This is a genomic window from Rhodococcus sp. 14-2483-1-2, from assembly GCF_002259405.1.
Classification (GTDB): domain Bacteria; phylum Actinomycetota; class Actinomycetes; order Mycobacteriales; family Mycobacteriaceae; genus Rhodococcoides.
In genome coordinates, this window is record NZ_NPFW01000013.1 from 268088 (window position 1) to 284583 (window position 16496).

The following is a 16496-nucleotide window of genomic DNA, read 5'->3' on the forward strand; positions in this document are numbered from 1 at the left end:
ATCCGATCGGGGCCTCGAGCTGTCAGCGGACGTGGATGTCCTTGCGGTCGAGTGCCCTGCCGGCAGATGCGACAACCGAGACGGTGAGCAGTGCCGTGGCCGTCAGGACCGACAGTGCGGCTCCGGTGGTCAGCGAACCCGAGTCACCGAAAGTTCCGGAGGCCAACTGGGTTGCGCGAGTCGCCAGGGCATAGGGCAACAGGAAGATTGCCCCGGTCACCTCGGCGGTGAGGAGGAACACCGATATACCGGCCCCGACGAGAGCGATGGCAATCGGCACCGCGAAAGACCTGACCGCCATCGACAGACCGGATTGCAGAGCCGCCACCGGTATCGATCCCACCACGACGAGTGCACTGGTCGCGAAGAGCTCGGAAGGGAGCATCCCGTCCAGCGAGAAGACCACCTTGCCGAGAACGACGACGGCTGCCAGCATGACGATGTTCATGACCGCGGTCAGCGTCGCCACCACAGCCGTCTTGGCGATCACGATGCGCGCCGACGGAACCGGCCCACTCATCAGGGCATTCCAATTCCCACCTCGGTGTTCGGATTTCCACGCCAGCGAGGCCAGTACGGCAACGCCGAGTGCCAGTGGGAACAGGCCGTAGAACACGACTGTGCGCAACCACAATGTGCGCCATCCCTCTGCCAACTCTGCGCCCGACGCGATCGTGTTGGACGTTCCGACCCCCGCGATGATCAGAGGGAGGAGAACGACGACCGTCCATGCCTGCGAGCGCCTGAGCTTGATCATTTCCGCTGAAAACGCATTCATGCTCGTACCTCCTGTCGATCGAGTCGAACGGTCATGAGCCAGAACAACACTGCCCCGACAACTCCGAGGGCGACGATGCTGGCGTAGGACGGGTTCAGTGTCACCACCTGCTCGCCTCGGTAGTCGGCGGCCGACGCCAAGGAGTAATACCCCCACGGCGTCAGGTGTGCTGCCCAGGAGGGGAATCCGGAGGCGCAGATCGCGATGACGGTACCCACGATGCCGATTCCCAGCGCGACCAGTTGGTTGTCCACTCGCGCTGAGATCACCAGGTGCAGACCGAGTATCACCAGGTTGGCCGTCACCGCTGCCGCCGTGTAGCCCAACCACAGACCGGCGGGCATCGGTTGGGTCACCCCGATGGCGGTCCCCAGAAATACACCTGCTGCGCTGGCCGCCACCGTCGCGCCACCGACAACGAGGCCCGTCGAGACGAGCTTCGCCCGCACGAGGGCTCCGCGGTCGGCTCCATTGGTCTGGTTCAGTAACCAGCCGTTGGACTGGTGCTCGACTTCCACTGTGCGGCTTGCCATCACTGCGATCAGCAGTGGTGACGCGATGGGGACGGCAAGGGACAGACCGGCCAGTGGCAGTGCCCAGGAGACTCCGGTCGAATCGTTCGACGTCGCCGCGGTGAGAGCGCCGACGAAGGTCAACCCTACGATCGCGGCGACCAACAATGCGGCGATCGCGCCGATGTGCAGGTGCCTGAGTTTGGCGAATTCGTTGCGTACGGTCGTCACAATCGGCCACCCTTCGTCAGATTCATGAATACGTCTTCGAGCGACTGATCGTCGCGCCGAACGCCGTAGACGCCTGCGTTTGCGCCGACGAGTTCCGCCACCACCTGTGCGGTACTTCGATCGTCGATGCCGGACAGCCTCAACGTGTGGTCGTCGACCTGCACCGGGATCTTCTGTTGCAGAACCGAACTCGCGCGGCCGGGATCGATCGCGTCGATGAGCACGTCCGGAGTGGAGGCGGCGAACAGCTCGTCGCGGGTGCCTTGGAAAATCAGGCGGCCCTGGCTCAGGATTCCGAGCATGTTCGCCGTCTTGTCGATCTCGCCGAGCAAATGGCTCGAGACCATCACTGTCACACCGTGTTCGGCGAGATGACGGAGCAAGCCGCGGATCTCTTCGATTCCGGCCGGGTCCAAGCCGTTGGTGGGCTCGTCCAGGATCAGAAGTTGTGGCTCGCGCGCGAGTGCCATCGCAATGCCTAGGCGCTGTTTCATTCCCAGCGAGTAGTTCTTCACCTTCTTGTCGAGGTGTTCCTGCAGACGGACGGTGGCTACTGCCCGCTCGATCTGTTCGGCGTGCAGCCCGAGAGAGCGCTGCACGATACGAAGGTTCTCCGCACCCGTGAGATGTCCGTATCCGGGTGGAGATTCGATGAGTGATCCAATGTGTGAGAGCAATTCGCGGCGGGTGCCGTGATTCATCGGTTTCCCGAGGATCTCCACCTCACCGGAGGTCGGTCGGATCAGGGACAACAACATTTTCATGGTCGTCGATTTGCCCGATCCGTTCGGACCGAGAAAGCCGTAGACGCAGCCCTCAGGAATGCGAAGGTTCACGTCGTCGACGACGGCATGGGTGTCGTAGCGCTTGCCGAGGCTGTGAGTTCTGACGATGTCCATGCCTCGACGGTCCCGCATTCGGCGGCGAGAATCGTCGGTCGCGAGTATGTCCGGTGTCCTACTCGGGTATGACTTGCCGTCGGGTGGCGGTACTACGGTGCGAGAGACGACAGATTCTTCGAGATGCTCGACGTCAGTGCCTTGCCGACGATCGCTGCGAGTCCGGGGACGGGCGCGTCGAATCCGATCGTGTAGTCGAGTTCGGTGCCGCCGTCGGTGGTGGGGGTGAACTTCTGTACGCCCCAGTGGCCGCGTAGCGGGCCGCCCTTGGTGATGCGGTACTCGATCAGCGAATTGGGCTCGGACGTGATCGTGGTTTCCTCGAACGCGGGCAGCGGCCCGAGTTTGAGGCTGCGGGTGGAGCCGACGCCGTTGCGCGATGTGTCGCCGTCGCGCACGCGGCCGATCTTCGCCAGGAACAGCGGGCCGAGGTTCTCGTGCTCGGACAGTGCCGCGAACACGACCTCGGGGGGAGAGACGAACCGGTGGGTGACGTGGACGCGGGTCGGTGTCGGCATGGGTCGTGAGATCCGTTCGCTGGGGGTCGACAGAGTCGACTCACAGTAGCCGTCCACCGCGCAAAAAAGGGACCCACTCGATCGAATCGAGTGGGTCCCTCTTCGTGGTCCAACTGTCGGGGTGGCGGGATTCGAACCCACGACCTCTTCGTCCCGAACGAAGCGCGCTACCAAGCTGCGCCACACCCCGTGTACCGCTGGAGAAGTCTAACTCACGACTGCCTCGGAACGCGAAACGCCCTCGTCGGAGACGTTTTTCGGACCCATTCTCGGGGCCGGAGTCAGCGTGATCAGAGTTGCCTCGGGCCGGCAGCAGAACCGTGCAGGCGCGTACGGCGACGTTCCGATGCCCGCGGAGACGTGCAGCTGGGTGTGTGCGCCCCACTTGGACGGACCCTTGACCCGTGAACGGTCGATCTCGCAGTTCGTCACCAGAGCGCCGTAGAACGGCAGGCACAGCTGCCCACCGTGCGTGTGACCGGCGAGGACGAGGTCGTAACCGTCCTGGGCGAACTTGTCCAGGACGCGCGGCTCCGGCGAATGCGTGATGCCCAGGCGCAGGTCGGCCAACGGATTCGGCTGGCCGGCGATGGTGTCGTATCGATCGCGCTTCAGGTGGGGATCGTCGACGCCTGCCGACGCGATCCGCACCCCGGCCACCTCGAGTTCGCGACGCACGTGCGTCACGTCGAGCCAGCCCCGTTCGGAGAACGCGGCCCGCAGATCGCGCCACGGCAGCGACTCGCCCGTCGTGCGCTTGTGGTTCTTGTCGAAGTACTTGAACGGGTTCTTCGGCTTGGGCGCGAAGTAGTCGTTGCTACCGAACACGAACAGGCCAGGGCGGGCCAGCAGTGGTCCCAGCGCCTGCACGACGCTCGGAACGGCGCGCTGATGCGAGAGATTGTCCCCGGTGTTGACGACCAGATCGGGGTCGAGACGGTCCAGTTCACGCAGCCAGTTCTGTTTCATCCGCTGGCCGGGCATCATGTGCAGGTCGCTGATGTGGAGCACGCGCAGCGTCGCCGAACCCGGCTCGAGCACCGCCATCGACGTCTCGCGGAGCGTGAACGCGTTCCGTTCGATGAGGGTGGCGTATCCGATGCCCAGCGCTGCGGCTCCGGCCGTCCCGATCACGGAACTTCTCAGCGGTGACGCTCTGACGACATCTCGCGCCTGCTCTGCGGCGGAGCGAAGTTGTGTGGAGGCACTGCGCAGCTGCGTCGAGGTGCTGAGAAACGAGGGACTGAATTGTGCGGACACCTCATCCACGATACGGCAGCAACCGGATATGGACGTGCGAGCCGACGACTGCGCCGCGTAGCGTTTCCGCCATGTCCGAACTCAAGGCTCGCCTCCGTACCGACCTCACCGCAGCGATGAAGGCGAAGGACAAACTCCGCCTGGCAACGCTGCGCATGATTCTCGCCGCCATCCAGACCGAGGAGGTCTCCGGCAAGGAGGCCCACGATCTGACCGACGACGACGTTCTCAAAGTGCTTGCCAAGGAAGCGAAGAAGCGCGGCGAATCGGCCGAGATCTACACCCAGAACGGCCGCGGCGAACTTGCGGCGAACGAGCATGCCGAAGCGCAAATCATCAATGAATACCTGCCCACCCCGCTCACCGACGAGGAACTGGCCACCATCGTCGACACCGCGATCGCGCAGGTCGCCGAGGACCTCGGTGAGCGACCGGCGATGAAGCAGATGGGTCAGGTCATGAAGATCGCGTCGGGACTCGCAGCGGGCAAGGCCGACGGATCGCGACTGTCGAAGGCAGTCAAGGACCGCCTGTAGTGCGCTCCGCGCAGTGGTGCGGTCATGTCCCCTCCAGGGCACTCAACCGCACCACTGCCGCAGGCACTAGCGAGGTGCCGTCAACCCGGGGATCGCCGGAATCTGGATGCCCGGCGGTAGGTCCGGGATCTGGATGTTCGGCAGCGCGGGTGCCGGAGCCGGAGCGGGTCGAACCGAACCGTCACTGACGTAGATCGTGATGTTCGATCCGGGGACCGCCGAGCCCGACGGCGACGTCGACACCACGGTGCCGCGCGCAGCCTGGTCGGCCGTGGTGGCCACCGTCACCTGGAAGCCCGCACCCTGCAGGGTCGAGGTTGCCGACGACTGGCTCTGGCCGGTGACGTCGGGAACCTGGCCGTTGGCCGAGCCGCGGACGTACTTCTGGTCGACCGGTGGCAACGCGACAGGGCCGAAGTTGTTGGCGATCGGAGTCATGGCGTCGAACCACGTCCGCGCCGGCTCGTTACCGCCGTACAGGTTGCCCGAGCTGCAGGGCCGCAGCGGGAACGAGCAGATCTCGCTCGGCGTCGGGGAGTCGCCGTAGGTGTAGACGGCGGCGGCGTAGTTGTTGGTGAACCCGAGGAAGCCCGAGGATCGGTTCGACTCGGTGGTGCCGGTCTTGCCGGACATCGGCAGGGTCCAGCCGGCGGAACCGGCGGCGGACGCGGACGTGCCGCCTGCCTGGTCGTCCTTGCTCATCGCGTTCGCGAGGGTGTTCGCCAATCCGGGCTCGACGACCTGCTCGCAGGCCTGGTGCGCGACCGGAACGGGCTTGCCGTCGCGGTCGAAGATCGAGTCGATCGGAGTGGGCGGGCACCATTTGCCACCGGAAGCGAGCGTGGCAGCCACGTTGGACAGTTCCAGTGGGTTGACCCAGGTGGGCCCGAGGGTGAACGAGCCGAGGTTCTGGTCCTTCTGGAAGTCGGCCATGGACTGTTCGGTCCCCGACGAACCCGGGTCGTTGTAGGAGCGCAGACCGAGGCGCACGGCCATGTCGACGGTCGGCGTGACGCCGACCGATTCGATCAGCTTGACGAACGCGGTGTTGGGAGACTGCGCCAGCGCGTCGGTGATGGACAGCGCGGGCGGGTAATTGCCCGCGTTCTCGACGCAGTAGGTCGCTGCCGGGCAGTTCCTGGCTCCGCCGTCGCCGACGCCCTTGACCTCGACGCGACGAGGAACCTGCAGCGTCGCGCTGGTACCCAGTCCGCGCTCCATCGCCGCGGCCGTGGTGAAGATCTTGAAGATCGATCCCGCTCCGTTGCCCACGAGGGAGTGCGGTTGCGGTTGCACGGTCTCGTCGTCGTCGGCGTTGAGGCCGTAGGTGCGGCTGCTGCCCATCGCGAGAACTCGGTGCTGGTCCTGCCCGGGTGCGACGACGTTCATGACAGTGGCGACGCCGTCGAGGGTCGGGCTCGTGTTCTCGACCAACGCCGCCTTGGTGGAGTTCTGCACCGCGGGGTCGAGCGTCGTACGGATGAGGTACCCGCCCTTGTCGATCTGCTCCTGGCTGATGCCGGCGTCGGCGAGGTACTGCAGTGCGTAGTCGCAGAAGAATCCGCGGTCACCTGCCGCGATGCAGCCGCGGGGCAGGGTCTGGGGCACGGGCAGCACACCCAGCGGCTCGGACTTGAGTGCCTCGAGCTCCGACGCGCGTTCGGGGAGGTTCTGGATCATCGTGTCGAGCACGGTGTTCCGGCGCTCGAGCACGCCCTCCTCGTTGGTGTACGGGTTGAGCGCCGAGCTGGACTGCACCATGCCCGCGAGCATCGCGGCCTGGACGGCGCTGAGCTGGCTGGCGTCGATACCGAAGTAGGTCTGGGCCGCGTCCTGGATGCCGAAGGACGCGTTACCGAACGGCACCAGGTTGAGGTACCGGGTGAGGATCTCGTCCTTGGTCAGTTCCTTGTCGAGCGTCAACGCCATCCGGATCTCGCGGATCTTGCGAGCGGGCGTCGTCTCGATGGCCGCGCGGCGCTCGGCGTCGGTCTTGGCAACCACGAGCAGCTGATAGTTCTTCACGTACTGCTGATCGATGGTTGATGCGCCCTGCTCCACCTGCCCGCTGGTGGTGTTGGTCAGGAACGCTCGGAGCGTGCCCTGCCAGTCCACACCCTGGTGCTCGGCGAAGCGGCGGTCCTCGATCGAGACGATGGCGAGCTTCATCTCGTTGGAGATCTGGTCGCTCGGCACTTCGAATCGACGCTGCTCGTACAGCCAGGCGATGGGATTGCCGTTGACGTCCGTCATCGTCGAGACGGCAGGCACTGCGCCTTCGACCAACTCGGCCGAGACGTTGTCGACGGTATCGGCGGCGCGGTTGGAGGCGTACCCGAACCCACCGGCCAAGGGGAACATCACGCCGGCGAGCAATGCACCGGCGAGTGCTGAACATCCGGCGAGCTTCGCCACGGTTTTTCCAACTGACACAGAGCACAGCGTACGTGGGCGCCGCTCGGACCGGCAGAGGCCTGCACGCACTGTGTGCTGCGCCCCTGCTCGGGACGGCCGTACCAGAAATGTGACCCCGCCGTCTTGCATTCGGGGCTCGCTTTACCTAAATTATGAGCACGGTGTGATTCGCATAACACTTGATAATGAATGTGGGGCAGCTCCTAGAATTTGTGCTTCGACACAGAGGTACAAACCGCTTCGAGCCTCCGGGACGTCCAGCGAGGACGTCCGCAACGCAAAGGGGTATCCGCATGCACACGACAACCGCGCCGACGCGACTCGATGTAGAAGAAGCAGAAGCACGCATCGCCTGGGTGTCGCACGCCCGTTGCAAGGGCACTGACCCGGACCAGCTCTTCGTCCGGGGTGCAGCACAGCGCAAGGCTGCAACCATCTGCAGGCACTGCCCGGTGCTGATGCAGTGCGGTGCGGATGCGCTCGACAACCGCGTCGAGTTCGGTGTCTGGGGCGGCATGACGGAACGCCAGCGCAGGGCACTGCTCAAGCAGCACCCCGAGGTCGACTCCTGGTCCGAGTTCTTCGAGACCCAGCGCCAGCAGCAAGCAGCTATCTAGCCGCCTGCCGGGCACGGCCGATTCAGGCTTTGCGGGTCAGCTGATCGGCCACTGCCCGCAGCGCGGCGAGGTCGGAGACCTCGAACGGCAGAGACGGAACACCGACGATGGGCACGCGGGGGTGCGCACCGGTGAAGCGCTTGAGCAACCGCACCTCACGCGCTGCCGTGACGGCACGCTGGGCGTGGATCCGGAGGACGGCGGCGGTCAGATCCGCGCCGGGGTCATCGATTCGATCGAGCAGATCGGCTGCCGTCGCGGCGTGATCCGCCTGCACCGTCGACAACGTCGGGTGCGTTCGGTTCACCACCAAACCGGCCAGCGGCATCTTCTCCGCGGACAATCTCTCCACGAAGAACGCCGCCTCGCGCAGGGCGTCGGGTTCCGCGGCAGCGACTACCAGGAAGCTGGTGCCGTCCTCGCGCAACAGCTGGTAGGTACGCGTCGCCCGCTCGCGGAAGCCGCCGAACATCGAATCCAGTGACTGAACGAAAGCTGAAGCGTCGGAGAGCATTTGGCTGCCGATGACCGTGGAGACGCCGCGCATGGCCAAGCTCATCGCGCTGGTGACCACGCGGGTGATGCCGCGACCGGGAGCGGTGAGCAGCCGGATGAACCGGCCGTCGAGGAACGAGCCGAGTCGCTGCGGCGCATCGAGGAAGTCCAGTGCATTGCGCGACGGCGGAGTGTCCACCACGATCAGATCCCACGACGAGTCCAGGGACAACTGCCCCAACTTCTCCATCGCCATGTACTCCTGCGTGCCCGAAAACGACGACGCCACAGTCTGATAGAACGGATTGGCCAGTACCTGCTCGGCCTTCTCCGGCGTCGAGTGCTCGATGACCATCTCGTCGAACGTGCGTCGCATGTTCAGCATCATCGCGTGCAGTTCGCCCTTGGCACCGGCACCCAACTTCACCGGCTGCGGGCTGTTGTCGAGATCGCCGAGACCGAGAGCCTGAGCCAGGCGTCGGGCCGGATCGATCGTCAGCACCACCACGCGCCTGCCCTGCTCGGCAGCGCGCAGTGCCATCGCAGCCGCGGTGGTCGTCTTACCGACGCCGCCGGCCCCACAGACGACGACGATCCGCGAGGTGGGATCGGTGAGAATGCGGTCGACATCGAGTTCGGTTGCTACTGGTCGAGTCATCGGACACCCTGTTCTGCCAGCTTGGCGGCGAGCTCGTACAAGCCGCCGAGATCGACACCGTCCGCCAACATCGGCAGCGACATCCGCGCGACGTCGAGTTCGTCGAGCGTGGTTGCGCTCTCCACCTGAGCCGAGAGCGTCGCCGCGTGCTCGATCGATTCGGTGAGCAGCCCCGCGAAGTCCGCCTCGGACAGCGTGATTCCGGTCTTGGCGAGACCGTCCTGGATGGCGACGGCATCGATCTCGCCCTCGGCGATGGCCTCGAGGGACCCGGCAGGAAGGTACGTCGGTTCGGTGCGATTGACGATGACCGTGCCGAGTCGAAGATCCGCTGCCTCGAGCTCACGCACCGCGTCGGCCGTCTCCTGGACCGGCAGAGCCTCGAGCAGAGTCACCAGGTGCACGACGGTGTCGGCCGAGTGCAGCAACCGCACCACGCCCTCGCTCTGCGAACGAACCGGTCCGCCCTTGGCCAGGTCGGCCATGGCCTTGGTGACGTCCAGGAAGTTTCCGATGCGGCCGGTCGGCGGCGAGTCGACGACGATCTCGTCGTAGATGCGGTTGCCCTTCTTGTCGGTCCGCACCACACATTCCTTGACCTTGCCGGTCAGCAGCACATCGCGCAGACCGGGTGCGATGGTCGTCGCGAACTCGATGGCACCGATCTTGCGCATGGCGCGGCCTGCGAAGCCGAGGTTGTAGAACATCTCGAGGTATTCGAGGAAGGCGGTCTCGATGTCGATGGCCAGTGCATAGACCTCGCCGCCGCCGTCCGCCGAGGCGACGCGCGTCTCCTGCGGCGGAAGCTGCGGAACATCGAAGAGCTGGGCGATGCCCTGTCGGCCTTCGACCTCGACCAGCAACACCCGTCGACCGCCTGCCGCGAGCGCAAGCGCCAATGCGGCGGCGACCGTCGTCTTGCCGGTCCCGCCCTTACCGGACACGAAATGCAGCCGCGCGGCATTTGCCTTCGCCGGCCATCCCTCTTCGTTCGCTGTACCCACACCCCGACCATATAGACGTCGTCTGCGGGCGTCCGACCGAACTCTCTAACTCTGCCCCGCGTGTCGGCGGAGGTGGTCGACCAACCCCTGTGTGTATGCGTCGAGATCCGGAACTGCGTCGGGGCAGGCGACCATCGCGATCGTCACCACGTCGACGAATCCGAAGATTCCGTGATTGAGACACCGGCCGTCTTCCAAGAACGGAAAACCGGCCGAGAATCGCGCAACGGCACCACACAGCTCGAGGTCCGTGCGGCCACGGTCGACACTGACAACGGTTGTCTGTGCACCGACGCGCGACGGAGAGCGGTCGTGTTTTCGGAATCGACGGCCTTGCACGAATCGGACGATCGGCGCGGGCACCCGCTCGTCCGCACGCGCGATTCGAAGCAGTGGCGCGGCCGTCACTCGGGCTCGTTCGACTGCGAGCGACCGAGTGATCAGCTCGGCCCGCTTCTCGACATCGGGTTCGCCGACATGGAGATCGACCGTTCCGACCACAGCTCGATTCGCTGCCGGCCACTCCACGTCACCAGGCAGGGCCATCGGTACGAACGCCGTGACGGTGCCTCCGGTCTCGGACAGTGTCCTGTGACCGTCGCCGAGATACCGATCGAGGCACGAGCCGACGGCGCAGAGAGCGGACACCGTCACCGACGCGGCACCCGCGCGGACCTCTCTCGCCTGCATCGGCACGATGCGGACGACTCGGTACGGCCCCACGGCCCGGTTCAGCGACGTGGCCGGCACCGGTTGCGGTCCGGGCGGCGTCCCTTGGTAGGCGCGAATCGCTCGACGGGCCTCCCACCGTGATCGAACGAGATCCACCGGTGCCCGGGCCACAGCGCCGAGAACGTCGAGAACGTCGAGAACGGGGTTCGTCCGCTCGGGCGTGGTCTCCGGCGACGGTGCCGCACCTGGCGCGGACTGTGGATCGAACAGTGCGCGAACCATCCTCGATACGCCGAGCCCATCGGTCAGGGCGTGCCCGACCTGCAGTATCACCACCGTGACCGCACCCTGCATCAGCGGAGCACTGCCGATTCCACGCACCACGTGCAGGTGCCAGGAGTGTTCTCGGAGGTCGAGCCGAGTGCGGAGCAGGTCGCCCATCAAGGTCTCGAAATCGGCCCAGGGCGCACCGCCGAGATCGTGGTCGGACATCCGTTCGGACAGCGGGGACGTGTCCGGTACCCATCGTGGGTAGTCCAGATTCAGCGGTGCCTCTTTCAGCCGCAGTCCCAGTCCGGGAACGAGAGGTGCGCGGGCCTCGATGTGCGCGACGATCTCCTCGAACGAGGGCGCAGCGCGATCGACCGAGTCGAACGCCGTCAGGGAGAACTGGTCTCGAGAATCACCGCGGTCGCGCGCGAAGTGGTAGATGGCGTCCTTGATATCGAGCCGATCCATGCGACGACTGTAGTTCCGGCTCCGCGCCGGCGGACCCGAACGATAGGCTCACCAGTCATGAGCGAAAAGATCATCTGGGAGTACTTCACCGCGCCGGTTCTGATTCACGCCACCAAGCAGATTCTCGACAACTACGGCTCCGAGGGCTGGGAGCTCGTCACGATCATGGCGGGACCCAACGGCGGCGACACGTTGGTCGCGTACTTCAAGCGCCCGAAGGCCTGAACACGTGACGAAGTGGAGCGAACGACTGTCCGAGCTGGGCATCGAGCTACCCGATGTCGTTCCGCCGCTGGCGGCCTACGTCCCGGCGGTGCAGGTGGGCTCTCTCGTCCACACCTCCGGCCAGCTGCCGATCGTGGACGGAAACCTGACGTCCGTGGGCAAGGTCGGTGCCGACGTCACCGCTGAGGACGCGACCGCCGCGGCACGCATCTGCGCCCTGAACGCGCTCGCCGCCGTGCACGCGCTCGTCGGCATCGATTCGGTGGCCCGGGTGATCAAGGCGGTCGGCTTCGTTGCCTCCGCACCGGGATTCACCGGTCAGCCCGGGGTGATCAACGGGGCGTCGAACGTCATCGGTGAGATCTTCGGCGATGCGGGCAAGCATGCGCGCTCGGCCGTGGGTGTCGCCGAACTGCCCCTCGGTGCTTCGGTGGAAGTGGAGCTCATCGTCGAACTGCGCTGACGCGCAGCCGCACATGTCACTGGGGCGCAGCCGCACATGTCACTGGGGCGCAGCCGCGCTGATCACTTTCTGTAGGTGCAGGCCTCGGTGCACCGAGCATTCGTGATCGACACCCTTGTCGACCGACTCGAGGAATTCGTCCAGCAGGACGGCGAAGCAGTCGGTCGACGAGGTCGATCGGTCGGTGAGAGTGGCGATGCCGTCGGTGCCGCTCAGCTCGATGCGCATCAGGGACGGCATGATCGGCGTCCGCAGCGAGAGTTGAACGGTGCTCGTTGCGCCGCCCTCGTGCTCGAGAACCACGGTCCAACTGTCCGACGCCACCTCGCGGTGCGAATAGGCAACGCGTGCAATGGTTCCCAGTGCGGCGTCGAGCAGATCGAACACGTGTGGGCCGATGTCGAGGATCGCCCCGTCGTCGTGTCGCCACCGCGAGTTCGCGTACGCCCCACCGAGGACGGCACCGGAGAACCAGGTTCCCGAGCCCGCCGCCCACGGTCGTCCGGCGGCCGCGTCGAGGAATTGCCTTGTCTCCGGGGCGAACCGGAGAGTCAGCGTCACCATCGAGCGCACGCCTGCGGCCGTCACCGCCGAGGCCAGTTCCTCGGCCTCGGCCACTGTTGCGGCAATCGGCTTGTCCAACAACACATGTTTGCCTGCCTGCACCGCGCGCAGTGCGTATCCGGCTTGCACGGCCGGTGGTACCGCGAACGCCACCGTGTCGACGGCGTCGAGCAGGGCTTCGAACGACTCGAATACCGGTGCACCCAGCTCGGCCGCCGCTTCGGGTCTGCGTGCCCATACTCCGGTGAAGTCGACGCCCGGATGAGCGAGCAGCGAGGGGGCTTGAGTCTTGCGAGCCCAGGGGCCCGCTCCGACGAGTCCGATCTTCATGAGTGTCGACGGTAGTCCTCGTGGAGATCTCCCGGAGCAGGCGACCTACAGTACTTTCATGGCCGTCTCGAACCCCCAGCATCCCGCGTACGGACTACTCCGGCAGGTGACGCCAACCGCGTCGGTTCTGCTCGCCGACAACCCGGGCAAGATGACGCTCGACGGGACGAACACCTGGATTCTGCAGGCACCGGGGTCGGACGAGTGCATCGTGGTCGATCCGGGGCCGAAGGACCGGGCACATCTCGACGCCGTCGCCGCGTCGGGCACGGTGGTTCTGACCCTGGTGACCCATCGCCACGCCGATCACACCGGTGGGCTGAAGCGTTTTCATCGAAAGACGGCGGCTCCGGTGCGCGCGGTCGGGGAGAAGTTTCTGCACGGAGACGGCGTGAGCCTGGTCGACGGCGAGATCATCGAGGCGGCGGGGCTTCGGATCGAGGTTCTGCACACGCCCGGACACACCGCGGATTCGGTGAGTTTCGTGCTGGACGACGCGATCCTGACGGGAGATACCGTCTTGGGCCGCGGCACCACGGTGCTGGACCCGAAGGACGGCTCGCTCGCGGATTATCTGCAGTCGTTGGATCGTCTCGAAGCGGCCGGTGAGGGGAAGAGCGTGCTTCCCGGTCACGGTCCGGAGCTGCCGGACACCGCCGAGGTGGCGCGAGCGTATCGCGCCCACCGTCGGCAGCGGCTGGATCAGGTCCGTTCGGCGCTCGCGGAGCTCGGCGAGGACGCGAAACCGATGCAGGTGGTTCGCCACGTCTATTCGGACGTGGACAAGAAGTTGTGGCCGGCTGCGCGGATGTCGGTCAAAACGCAGCTGGCCTACCTCCGGGAGAGCTAGCGAGCTCGGCGTGCCAGACGCTCGGAGTCCGAGATCAGTACGGACTTGCCTTCGAGGCGCAGCCATCCGCGGTGTGCGAAGTCGGCCAGAGCCTTGTTGACGGTTTCGCGAGAGGCACCGACGAGCTGAGCGATCTCTTCCTGCGTCAGGTCGTGGGTGACGCGCAGCGAGCCCGCTTCCTGGGTGCCGAATCGCTGTGCCAGCTGGAGCAGCGCCTTCGCGACACGTCCGGGAACGTCGGTGAAGATGAGGTCGGCCAGGTTGTTGTTGGTGCGACGCAACCGGCGGGCCAGAACGCGCAGCAGCTGCTCGGCGATCTCCGGGCGCTGGTCGATCCAGTCCTTGAGTGCAGCTCGGTCCATGCTGACCGCGCGCACCTCGGTGACCGTGGTGGCCGAGGACGTACGGGGACCGGGATCGAAGATCGACAGCTCACCGAACATGTCCGACGGTCCCATGATCGTCAGCAGGTTCTCGCGGCCGTCGGGGGAGCGTCGCCCGAGCTTGATCTTGCCGGAAACGATGATGTAGAGCCGGTCTCCGGGCTCACCCTCGTTGAACACCACGTGTCCCCGGGGGAAATCGACAGGCTGCAGCTGCTTCGTCAGTGCCGCAACCGCTGAGGGCTCGACTCCTTGGAAGATGCCGGCCCGTGCCAGGACGTCGTCCACTTGCGCTCCTTTTGGGATGTCGGTGACGCGGCAACCCGCACCACCGAAAGCGTTTGTACACAGTTCGTGCCATGCACCGAACTGCGGTGCAGTTCAGGCGTCGACGCCGATCCGATGATCAAACACAACAATTACCTCAGGGGAGTCTACTTCGAGTCGGTGGAAACCGAGTGATCGACGCCACCACAGGTTGCCAGAGGACTCGGGCGTGTGTTCCCGTTCACCCGAAATTCATCGAAATTACGACCAATGGGACAAAACGTGCGCTCAGCTGGCCCGTTGGTCGACCATGCCGTCGCGCGTGTCGACGGTCCGCGGAGGGGTCTGGCGGCGCTTGCGGGTGTTGAATCGGGCCAATGCGTGTGGGAAGCCCTCGTTCGCCAGAGTGGCGACCTCGGACGTGCTCGCCTGATCGAGGAACTCCTGGACTTCCTGTTCCCGGACGCCGAGCTTGCTGAGCCGGAACTCGACGCGTTCCATCGCGAGTGCGAAGAGCATGAGTAGTACCGGAAAGAGCACCACGGCGAGTCCTTGCATACCGGCCAGTTAACACCGAAAAGGTCTCGATACAAACACAGCCCACTCCTGCCGCGAGGAACGTTACGCATTCTTGTCCGTACAGTTGTGGAGTGGATTCGACAGCCCCGAAACGCCCCGACGTGCGCAAACGCGAGGAGACTCACCTCGGGCTCGTCCGCCGAGCTCGGCGGATGAACCGGACGTTGAACACTGCCTTTCCGCACGTGTACTGCGAACTGGACTTCACCACGCCCCTCGAACTCGCCGTTGCGACCATCCTGTCCGCGCAGTGCACCGACAAGCGCGTCAACATGGTCACTCCCGCACTGTTCGTGAAATACCGCACAGCCCGCGACTACGCCGAGGCCGACCGTGTCGAGCTCGAGGAGTACATCCGCACCACGGGCTTCTATCGCAACAAGGCGAACTCGCTGATCGGACTCGGGCAGAAACTGCTGGAGAACTTCGACGGCGAGGTGCCCGCGACGTTGAAGGATCTCGTCACGCTTCCCGGGATCGGCCGCAAGACGGCCAATGTGGTTCTCGGCAATGCCTTCGATGTTCCGGGCATCACCGTCGACACCCACTTCGGACGGCTCGTACGACGCTGGCAGTGGACCGAGGAGGAGGACCCGGTCAAGGTCGAGCATGCCGTCGGCGCACTCATCGAACGCAAGGAGTGGACGTTGCTCTCGCATCGAGTCATCTTTCACGGCCGACGCGTCTGCCACGCTCGGACCCCCGCATGTGGGGTGTGCATCCTTGCCAAGGACTGCCCCTCTTTCGGGACCGGCCCTACCGATCCGGCAACGGCTGCTGCGCTGGTGAAGGGCCCGGAGACCGATCACCTCCTCGCCCTCGCCGGAATCGTGTCGTGAACAAAGCTGCTCTGCGCTGGTCTCTCGTCGCTCTGATCCTCGTCGTCGGGATGGTCTACGCGCTGTGGCCCCGCAACGACACAGCACCTGCCGCGCAGCCCACGAACTCACCCGGCCTCGGGCAGCGAGCACCCGGTACGGACGAGCGTCGGGCCGCCGACACCCCCGAGGCCCTCGCGCCGCTGCGTCAGGATGCCGGTCTCGCCGCTTGCCCGACGGCGTCGGGCAACCCCGCGGGTCCGCTGACCGGTATCACCCTCGAATGCATCGGCGACGGCTCGTACGTCGACCTCGGCCAAGTGCTCGCGGGGCGGCCTGCCCTGCTCAACATCTGGGCGTACTGGTGCGGGCCATGCGCCGAAGAGTTGCCCTACCTCCAGCAGTACGCCGAACGAGCAGGCGAGAAGATCGAAGTCCTGACGGTTCACAACGACGCCAACGAGGCCAACGGCCTGACCCGGCTCGCCGATTACGGCATCACTCTGCCCGGAGTTCAGGACGGTGCCGGCCGCGTCGTCGCCGCCGTTGGAGCGCCCAACGTGCTTCCCGTTTCCGTTTTGATATCTGCGGATGGCACTGTCGCCAAGGTGCTGCCACAACCCTTCCGGAGCGTCGACGACATCGCCGACGCCGTCCGCGTGAACCTCGGAGTCGACTCGTGAG

Annotated in this window: 19 protein-coding genes and 1 tRNA gene; 7 read left to right on the forward strand and 13 right to left on the reverse strand. The window is 65.4% G+C overall.

The genetic code is table 11. The features are described from left to right. Positions 1 to 22: 22 nt before the first annotated feature. From CH295_RS12370 to CH295_RS12395, 6 genes are all read right to left on the reverse strand, one after another. The gene (locus CH295_RS12370) at positions 23 to 778 is read right to left on the reverse strand and encodes an ABC transporter permease (RefSeq protein WP_094740855.1); all 756 of its coding nucleotides are present in this window, start codon (positions 776 to 778) and stop codon (positions 23 to 25) included. Next, entirely contained in the window at positions 775 to 1521 is a 747-nt protein-coding gene (locus tag CH295_RS12375; protein ID WP_094740856.1) for an ABC transporter permease, read from the reverse strand. The genes CH295_RS12370 and CH295_RS12375 overlap by 4 nt, the downstream gene beginning before the upstream one ends. After that, positions 1518 to 2420 carry an ABC transporter ATP-binding protein gene (locus CH295_RS12380; protein ID WP_094740857.1) on the reverse strand — a complete coding sequence of 301 codons (903 nt, stop codon included), beginning with the start codon at positions 2418 to 2420 and terminating at the stop codon, positions 1518 to 1520. Before CH295_RS12380 ends, CH295_RS12375 begins: the two co-directional genes overlap by 4 nt. Positions 2421 to 2512: 92 nt before the next feature. Then, positions 2513 to 2938 (reverse strand): SRPBCC family protein, encoded by a 426-nt coding sequence (locus CH295_RS12385; RefSeq protein ID WP_141217012.1) that lies wholly within the window; start codon positions 2936 to 2938, stop codon positions 2513 to 2515. A 116-nt stretch (positions 2939 to 3054) separates the two neighbouring features. Then, a tRNA-Pro gene (locus CH295_RS12390) sits at positions 3055 to 3128 on the reverse strand. A 17-nt stretch (positions 3129 to 3145) separates the two neighbouring features. Beyond that, positions 3146 to 4084 (reverse strand): metallophosphoesterase, encoded by a 939-nt coding sequence (locus tag CH295_RS12395; RefSeq protein ID WP_037188893.1) that lies wholly within the window; start codon positions 4082 to 4084, stop codon positions 3146 to 3148. A gap of 185 nt (positions 4085 to 4269) precedes the next feature. Between CH295_RS12395 and CH295_RS12400 the strand changes: the two genes are divergently transcribed. Further along, a complete protein-coding gene (locus CH295_RS12400; RefSeq protein WP_037187848.1) occupies positions 4270 to 4734 on the forward strand; it encodes a GatB/YqeY domain-containing protein in 465 nt (154 codons plus the stop codon). A 66-nt stretch (positions 4735 to 4800) separates the two neighbouring features. On the opposite strand, the gene CH295_RS12405 is transcribed toward CH295_RS12400, so the two are convergent. Next, positions 4801 to 7149, reverse strand: coding sequence for a penicillin-binding protein (locus CH295_RS12405; RefSeq protein WP_037187849.1), 2349 nt, complete (start codon positions 7147 to 7149; stop codon positions 4801 to 4803). Positions 7150 to 7442: 293 nt separating this feature from the next. On the opposite strand from CH295_RS12405, the gene CH295_RS12410 reads away from it, so the two are divergent. After that, positions 7443 to 7766, forward strand: coding sequence for a WhiB family transcriptional regulator (locus CH295_RS12410; RefSeq protein WP_008712729.1), 324 nt, complete (start codon positions 7443 to 7445; stop codon positions 7764 to 7766). A 22-nt stretch (positions 7767 to 7788) separates the two neighbouring features. Here CH295_RS12410 and bagB read toward each other — a convergent pair whose 3' ends face one another. Genes bagB through CH295_RS12425 form a run of 3 tightly spaced genes read right to left on the reverse strand, consistent with a single transcriptional unit; the run spans position 7789 to position 11333 of the window. Continuing rightward, positions 7789 to 8919, reverse strand: a complete 1131-nt coding sequence (gene bagB / locus CH295_RS12415) for an ATPase BagB (protein ID WP_037187851.1) — start codon at positions 8917 to 8919, stop codon at positions 7789 to 7791. Next, entirely contained in the window at positions 8916 to 9923 is a 1008-nt protein-coding gene (gene bagA / locus CH295_RS12420) for an ATPase BagA (protein WP_094740858.1), read from the reverse strand. Before bagA ends, bagB begins: the two co-directional genes overlap by 4 nt. A gap of 45 nt (positions 9924 to 9968) precedes the next feature. Further along, the gene (locus CH295_RS12425; protein WP_094740859.1) at positions 9969 to 11333 is read right to left on the reverse strand and encodes a wax ester/triacylglycerol synthase domain-containing protein; all 1365 of its coding nucleotides are present in this window, start codon (positions 11331 to 11333) and stop codon (positions 9969 to 9971) included. A 57-nt stretch (positions 11334 to 11390) separates the two neighbouring features. Here CH295_RS12425 and sp36 point away from each other — a divergent pair, with 57 nt between their 5' ends. Both sp36 and CH295_RS12435 read left to right on the forward strand, forming a co-directional pair. Further along, complete coding sequence (gene sp36, locus CH295_RS12430) at positions 11391 to 11558, forward strand: Sp36 family protein (protein ID WP_094609297.1); 168 nt, start codon at positions 11391 to 11393, stop codon at positions 11556 to 11558. A 4-nt stretch (positions 11559 to 11562) separates the two neighbouring features. Next, positions 11563 to 12021, forward strand: coding sequence for a RidA family protein (locus tag CH295_RS12435; protein WP_037187854.1), 459 nt, complete (start codon positions 11563 to 11565; stop codon positions 12019 to 12021). A gap of 39 nt (positions 12022 to 12060) precedes the next feature. On the opposite strand, the gene CH295_RS12440 is transcribed toward CH295_RS12435, so the two are convergent. After that, entirely contained in the window at positions 12061 to 12915 is an 855-nt protein-coding gene (locus CH295_RS12440; protein WP_094740860.1) for a Gfo/Idh/MocA family protein, read from the reverse strand. 58 nt (positions 12916 to 12973) lie between these two features. Here CH295_RS12440 and CH295_RS12445 point away from each other — a divergent pair, with 58 nt between their 5' ends. Beyond that, positions 12974 to 13765 carry an MBL fold metallo-hydrolase gene (locus tag CH295_RS12445; RefSeq protein WP_094632725.1) on the forward strand — a complete coding sequence of 264 codons (792 nt, stop codon included), beginning with the start codon at positions 12974 to 12976 and terminating at the stop codon, positions 13763 to 13765. On the opposite strand, the gene CH295_RS12450 is transcribed toward CH295_RS12445, so the two are convergent. Together CH295_RS12450 and CH295_RS12455 are read right to left on the reverse strand one after the other, a co-directional pair. Next, positions 13762 to 14436, reverse strand: coding sequence for a Crp/Fnr family transcriptional regulator (locus tag CH295_RS12450; protein ID WP_027494494.1), 675 nt, complete (start codon positions 14434 to 14436; stop codon positions 13762 to 13764). The two genes, CH295_RS12445 and CH295_RS12450, sit on opposite strands and share 4 nt — an antisense overlap. 267 nt (positions 14437 to 14703) lie before the next feature. Next, positions 14704 to 14973: a hypothetical protein gene (locus CH295_RS12455; protein WP_032395258.1), complete on the reverse strand. Its 270-nt coding sequence runs from the start codon at positions 14971 to 14973 to the stop codon at positions 14704 to 14706. Between the two features lie 173 nt (positions 14974 to 15146). Here CH295_RS12455 and nth point away from each other — a divergent pair, with 173 nt between their 5' ends. After that, positions 15147 to 15833 carry an endonuclease III gene (gene nth / locus CH295_RS12460; protein WP_252342030.1) on the forward strand — a complete coding sequence of 229 codons (687 nt, stop codon included), beginning with the start codon at positions 15147 to 15149 and terminating at the stop codon, positions 15831 to 15833. A 50-nt stretch (positions 15834 to 15883) separates the two neighbouring features. Further along, positions 15884 to 16495 carry a TlpA family protein disulfide reductase gene (locus CH295_RS12465; protein WP_094741002.1) on the forward strand — a complete coding sequence of 204 codons (612 nt, stop codon included), beginning with the start codon at positions 15884 to 15886 and terminating at the stop codon, positions 16493 to 16495. Position 16496: the final 1 nt, after the last annotated feature.